At 63.3% G+C, this 6,000-nt stretch carries 6 protein-coding genes and 1 rRNA gene; all 7 read left to right on the top strand.

Translation table 11 applies throughout. From position 1 onward, the window contains the following. The first annotated feature begins 2 nt into the window (after window positions 1-2). The 7 genes from rrf (at window position 3) to KW843_RS24485 (ending at window position 5,972) form a co-directional block, all read left to right on the top strand. A 5S ribosomal RNA gene (gene rrf / locus KW843_RS24515) occupies window positions 3-115 on the top strand. A 105-nt stretch (window positions 116-220) separates the two neighbouring features. Further along, window positions 221-973, top strand: a complete 753-nt coding sequence (locus KW843_RS24510) for a 16S rRNA pseudouridine(516) synthase (protein WP_218297757.1) — start codon at window positions 221-223, stop codon at window positions 971-973. A gap of 266 nt (window positions 974-1,239) precedes the next feature. Continuing rightward, a complete protein-coding gene (locus KW843_RS24505) occupies window positions 1,240-2,223 on the top strand; it encodes a YncE family protein (protein WP_218297756.1) in 984 nt (327 codons plus the stop codon). Beyond that, window positions 2,196-3,059 (top strand): polysaccharide deacetylase family protein, encoded by an 864-nt coding sequence (locus KW843_RS24500; RefSeq protein WP_218297755.1) that lies wholly within the window; start codon window positions 2,196-2,198, stop codon window positions 3,057-3,059. The genes KW843_RS24505 and KW843_RS24500 overlap by 28 nt, the downstream gene beginning before the upstream one ends. An 86-nt stretch (window positions 3,060-3,145) precedes the next feature. Beyond that, window positions 3,146-4,159: a sterol desaturase family protein gene (locus KW843_RS24495; protein ID WP_218297754.1), complete on the top strand. Its 1,014-nt coding sequence runs from the start codon at window positions 3,146-3,148 to the stop codon at window positions 4,157-4,159. Window positions 4,160-4,197: 38 nt separating this feature from the next. Then, window positions 4,198-5,154, top strand: coding sequence for an EI24 domain-containing protein (locus KW843_RS24490; protein ID WP_218297753.1), 957 nt, complete (start codon window positions 4,198-4,200; stop codon window positions 5,152-5,154). Then, window positions 5,151-5,972, top strand: a complete 822-nt coding sequence (locus KW843_RS24485; protein ID WP_218297752.1) for a molybdopterin-binding protein — start codon at window positions 5,151-5,153, stop codon at window positions 5,970-5,972. The genes KW843_RS24490 and KW843_RS24485 overlap by 4 nt, the downstream gene beginning before the upstream one ends. Window positions 5,973-6,000 lie beyond the last annotated feature (28 nt).

Below are 6,000 nucleotides of genomic sequence, written 5' to 3'. Positions count from 1 at the left end.
TGCCTGATGACCATAGCAAGTTGGTACCACTCCTTCCCATCCCGAACAGGACAGTGAAACGACTTTGCGCCGATGATAGTGCGGGTTCCCGTGTGAAAGTAGGTCATCGTCAGGCTCTTACAGCCCAAACCGCCCTTCTGCTCTGCTGAGTAGAAGGGCGTTTTGCTTTGGGCCGCACGCAAGCACGTTTACATTCAACTAGCTTCTATTTCTCCGCGTTATGCAGCTGCAAGATATTCTGTATTCCCAAGGCTTTGGCACCCGCCGTGTCTGCGCGGGGTTGGTACAGCAGGGCTGGGTATCGGTGCGCGAATCGTCGTCCGGCACCCAGGGTTACGAGCCGTGCACCGACGCGGCAGCCGAGCTGGAGCCGGAAGGGTTGATACTGCGCGTTCAGGGCGTCGATTGGCCCTATCACGCTAAAGCGTATGTGTTGCTGCACAAGCCCGCAGGCACCGAATGCTCTCAAAAGCCTTCGACTTACCCAAGCATCTATACCCTGCTGCCGCCTCCTTTGCGCCAGCGGCCTACGAAAAGTGCGGTTCAAGGGGTGCAGGCTGTGGGCCGGCTGGACCAGGACACCACAGGATTGCTGTTGCTGAGCGATGATGGACAGTTCATTCACCGGATGAGTTCGCCCAAGAAACATGTGGCCAAGGTGTACCAAGTCACCACGAAGCACCCCGTGGATGGCGGACAGATCGCAAAGCTGCTTGCAGGCGTGGTGCTCGACGACGACCCGAAACCGGTGAGGGCAGCGGCCTGCGCGCAAGCGGGGAGCCATCGGCTGGACCTCACGCTGACCGAAGGAAAGTACCACCAGGTCAAGCGCATGCTCGCTGCTGTTGGCAATCGCGTGGAGGGGCTGCATCGGTCGCGCATCGGTGCGATGGAGTTGCCATCCGATCTGGCCCCCGGTGCGTGGAAATGGCTCAGCCAAGACGAACTGGGTTTGCTTGCTCAATCCAATTGAGAGGTAGGAGGAGGGGAGCGCATAGCAGCACCCTCGCGTGTATTCGATGCTTGGCTGCTTGGAGAATATTCCAACCTGGTGCTACTGGTTGAGGGGTACTCGTGGCTGGATGCACCTGAATCCGGGCCCTCGCGATGTCGGGCCCGGGCCCTTCGAAGCCTGATTTCTTGATCCAAGGCCGTTCTACATCAAGGATGTTACGTGTTCCTGTTCGGGGTATCCGCATGGGCGGCGCTACACTCGAATGCTGTGTTGAAAGTGGTTGTGTGAAGATTTTTTCGATTGCACGCGCATACCTTGCGCTGGGTGGGCTCTGGATGTCGATGGGGGGCGTGCTGGCTGGAGCGCCTCCTTTGTTCGTGCTCAATTCCCTGGAAGCCAACGTCAGCATCATTGACCCTGCGACCTGGACCGAGACCGTCCGCATTCCCACGGGCAAGGAGCCTCACCATCTCTATCTCACCCCCGATGAGAAGTCGATCATCGTGGCCAATGCGCTGGGTGATACGCTGACGTTCCTGGATCCGCGCACGGCACAGGTCCAGCGCACCGTCCGCGGCATCGTGGACCCTTACCACTTGCGCTTTACACCGGACATGAAGTGGTTCATCACGGCGGCCAACCGGCTCAACCACGTGGACTTCTATCGCTGGGATGGCAAGGAACTGACTCTCGTCCAGCGCGTGGCCACATCCCGCACCCCAAGCCATTTGTGGATCGACAGCCGAAGTACCACGGTGTACTCCACGATGCAGGACAGCGACGAACTGGTGGCCATCGACATCGCGACGCAGACGATCAAGTGGCGCATCAAAACAGGAGCCATGCCTGCGGATGTCTACGGCAGCGCAGACGACAAGCGCGTGTTCGTGGGCCTGACTGGCAGTGACAGCGTGGAGGTGTTCGACGTTTCCGGTCGCGAACCCGTGAGCATCAAGAAAATCAAGACGGGCAATGGGGCGCACGCTTTCCGCGCGGCGGGTGACGGACGGCATCTGTATGTCAGCAACCGCGTGGCCAACTCGATCAGCAAGATCGACATGACGACCCAGCAGGTGGTCGAGTCCTACCCTGTTCCCGGGGGGCCCGACTGCATGGAGGTGTCCGCCGATGGCCGTTTCATCTATGTCAGTTCCCGCTGGGCGCGCAAGCTGTCCGTGGTGGATACTGAAACGAAGAAGGTCGTGCGGCAGGTCACGGTGGGCAAGTCTCCCCATGGCGTATGGACGCTGCAGCACGCGCCGCGCTGAACGGCGGGGCTGGCCGTAGCCGGCTTTCCCGGGGTTGGGGGCAGCTTGCCCGCGGGATCAGGATTGCTATTTTTTTTATAGCACTTGGCGCATGCATATCGGGCGCCAATGCCCAAAACAACTGTAAAACTCCTGTTTACCTCACCTTTGACACGGGCCACATGGCCGTCGCGCCTCTGGTCGCGGAGGTTCTGGCGCGCCAGCAGGTGCGCGTGACGTTCTTTGCCGCCAATGAGCGGACCCAGGAAGGCGATGGCAGCCTGGGCGCCCACTGGGCTTCGTGGTGGCGCGCACGCGCGGCAGAAGGGCATGAGTTTGCCTCGCACACCTGGGACCACACGTACTGGCGCGCCGACCTTGGCACGGTAGAAAACCCTTCGTTCCGCGTGCGTCCCTCGGCAGGGCCTCGAGAGGGGCAGGATTTTGTGCTGACGGCCGCCGGGTATTGCGAAGAGATCGCCCGGGCCGCGGACCGGTTGCAGGTGCTGACGGGCAAGACTCCCCTGCCTCTGTTTCGCGCGCCGGGGGGCAAGACATCGCCACGGCTGCTCGCCAGTGCGCGCGCATGCGGCTTCACGCATGTGGGGTGGTCCCCGGCGGGGTTCCTGGGAGACGAATTGCCCAGTGAGAAGGCCAGCAACGCCGCGCTCTTGCACAAGGCCTTGCGCGAGGTGCGCAGTGGCGACATCCTGCTGGCCCACCTGGGCATCTGGTCGCGCAAGGACCCGTGGGCGCCGGCGGTGCTGGAGCCGCTGATCGTGGGCCTCAAGGAGCGGGGGGTTTGCTTTCGCACATTGCGCGAGCATCCTGACTATGCACCCGGGAAGGGGCGCTGAGATCATGGCGGCGGGGATTGTTTGGGTTGTGCACGGCCGCCGCCTGAGTGCAGGCGGGGCCGGCGGTACGGAGGGAGCGTGACGCGATGGGGTGGCTAGGCAACGGATTTGATGCGATTCAGCAATGGCTTTTTGAAAGCCTGTTGCAGCCAGCGATGTTCGCCATGGGACTGGGGAACCAGCTTGAAAGCGGCTACGAGGCCGCGGGCTGGATACTGGTGGGTCTTTTGCAGCTCGTGGTGATCGCCGCGGTGATTGGCCCGCTGCAGCGCTGGCGGCCGGTGGAGGCCGTGACCGACCGGGCGACGATCCGCACCGACATTCTCTACACGCTGATTCACCGGCTGGGCCTGTTCCGGCTGGGCCTGTTCCTGGCGGTGGACCCGCTGGCGGATTCGTTCTTCGGCGCCTTGCGGGTGGCGGGCATCAGCACATTCCAGCTCGATGGCCTCTGGCCCGGTATCACCGATGTACCCTGGGTCAGCCTGTTGCTGTATCTGGTGGTGTTCGATTTCGTGGACTACTGGATTCACCGGGGGCAGCACCATTTTGAATGGTGGTGGCGCCTTCATTCCCTGCACCATGCGCAGCGCCAGATGACCATGTGGAGCGACAACCGCAACCACCTGCTCGATGACCTGCTGCGCGACACGATTCTCGTGGTGGTGGCGCAACTCATCGGGGTCGCGCCGGGGCAGTTCATCGCCATCGTCGCCATCACGCAGCTCAGCGAGAGCTTTCAGCATGCCAACGTGCGTCTGTGGTTTGGCCGCTGGGGCGAGCGGCTGTGGGTGAGCCCGCGCTTTCACCGCCTGCACCACAGCATTGGGATCGGCCATGAAACCATCAAGCCGCTTCCGGGTGAGGGGGCGAGCGCGGGGCGCGCAAGGTATCGCACCGTCCTGGGCGGCCACAACTTCGGAGTGCTGCTGCCCTGGTGGGACATTCTGATGCGCACCGCCAATTTCGAGCTGCGCTTCGATCCGACGGGCGTGCGCGACCAGGTGGAGGCGGGGCCGACCGGGCAGGTACGGGACTACGGCAAGGGTTTCTGGTCGCAGCAATGGCGTGGCTTGCTGCGGCTGCTCGGCAAGGCTTGAAAGCCCCTGCGGACGGTCAAGACGGTATGCTTGCCGGCATGGGACTTCTGTTTGATTCTTTCTGGCGCGCCGCTGCCTACTGCCTGCGCCCGCGTGTGATGGCCCTGTCCGTGCTGCCGCTCGTGCTGATGGTGGCGCTGGCGCTGGGCTTGGGGTACTTCTACTGGGACGGCGCCGTGCGGGGAATGCGCGCACTGCTGGACGCCTCCGCCCTCCTGGCCAGCTTCTGGAGTTGGCTGCAGGGCTGGGGGTTGGGAGATGTCACTTCGGTGGTGGCGCCACTGATGGTGATCCTGGCGGTGGCACCCGCGCTGGTGGTGGTTTCCCTGCTGGTGGTGGCGGTGCTCATGACGCCTGCACTGGTGGCGCTGGTGGCCGACCGGCGCTTTCCGGCCCTGGAGCGCAAGAAGGGCGGCTCCTTCATCGCCAGCGTGGTGTGGTCGGTCAGTTCCACGTTGCTGGCATTGATCGCCCTGGTGGTGTCGGTGCCCCTGTGGCTGGTGCCGCCGCTGGTGCTCATCCTGCCGCCCTTGATCTGGGGGTGGCTTACTTACCGGGTGATGGCTTTCGATGCCTTGGCCGACCATGCCAGCAAGGAGGAGCGGCAGGCTATTTTTCGCCGCCACCGCAGCAGCCTGCTGGGCATTGGCATCCTGACGGGCTACCTCGGCGCTGCGCCGAGCATCGTATGGGCCTCGGGGGTGGTGTTTGCAGCGGCCTTTTTCATCCTGGTGCCGTTGGCGATCTGGATCTACACCCTCGTTTTCGCATTTTCATCGCTGTGGTTCGCGCACTACTGCCTGGCCGCGTTGGCACGCCTGCGGCAAGAGGCTGCGGGGCCGGTGGCCGCTGAGGCGCCCCCGATCCTTGCGCCGGCGAAGGAGCTGGTGCGCGGACCGGACGCCAGTGCCGAGCCGCCTCCTGCTGCTGCAGCCCCGGCGGCACTCGCAGCGTCTCCGACGCCATCTCCCACCCACGGAACCCCTTCCCCATGACTCCCTCTTTCGGCCTGATCATCGTGGGCGATGAAATCCTGTCGGGCAAGCGCGCGGACAAGCACATGCCCAAAGTCATCGAACTTCTCTCGGCTCGCGGCCTGTCGCTGTCGTATGCGGACTACGTCGGGGACAGCCCGGACCGCATCACCGCGACACTGCGGCGGGCCTTTGCCTCGGGCGATGTGGTCTTCTCCTGCGGAGGCATCGGTGCGACGCCCGATGACCACACCCGCCAATGCGCGGCAAGCGCCCTGGGCCGTGAGCTGGCTCTGCATGCCGAGGCCGAGGCGTTGATCCGCGAACGCATGCAGGACGTGGCGCGGGAGCAAGGTGTGCCATACGAAGCCGAGCGGCCGGACAATGTGCACCGGCTCAACATGGGCGTCTTTCCCGCAGGCGCCCGCATCATCCCCAATCCCTACAACAAGATTCCCGGCTTCAGCTGCGAGGGCGCTGGCGGCGGTGCCGTCCATTTCGTGCCCGGATTTCCGGTCATGGCCTGGCCCATGATCGAATGGGTGCTCGACCACCACTATGCAGACCTGTTCAACCGTGCTCCCCAGGTCGAGCAGTCGGTGGTGGTCTATGGCGCGATGGAGGCAGCATTGACACCTCTCATGGAGCGCATAGAAAAATCGCACCCCGAGGTCCGGGTGTTCAGCTTACCCAGCGTGGATCATCCACAATACGGGCGGCACATCGAACTGGGCGTCAAAGGTCCTGCTCCCTTGGTCCCGGCCGCCTGGCAGGATCTCAAGACGGGATTGCACAGTTTTGGTGCGAAGTGTGGCCCTGAATTGGTGCGCAATTTGTGATGCTTGGTGTTGATCGTTGTTGTGCACC

This window comes from Acidovorax sp. sif1233, assembly GCF_019218755.1.
Classification (GTDB): domain Bacteria; phylum Pseudomonadota; class Gammaproteobacteria; order Burkholderiales; family Burkholderiaceae_C; genus Acidovorax.
The sequence above is the reverse complement of the archived record's forward strand: the minus strand, read 5'-3'. Positions and strand labels throughout refer to the sequence as shown.

Bases quoted from the DNA above. Each gene is read 5' to 3' on its own strand.
- KW843_RS24510 (WP_218297757.1), top strand. From the start codon at position 221: ATGCAGCTGCAAGATATTCTGTATTCCCAAGGCTTTGGCACCCGCCGT.
- KW843_RS24500 (WP_218297755.1), top strand. From the start codon at position 2,196: ATGGACGCTGCAGCACGCGCCGCGCTGAACGGCGGGGCTGGCCGTAGC.
- KW843_RS24495 (WP_218297754.1), top strand. From the start codon at position 3,146: ATGGGGTGGCTAGGCAACGGATTTGATGCGATTCAGCAATGGCTTTTT.
- KW843_RS24490 (WP_218297753.1), top strand. From the start codon at position 4,198: ATGGGACTTCTGTTTGATTCTTTCTGGCGCGCCGCTGCCTACTGCCTG.
- KW843_RS24485 (WP_218297752.1), top strand. From the start codon at position 5,151: ATGACTCCCTCTTTCGGCCTGATCATCGTGGGCGATGAAATCCTGTCG.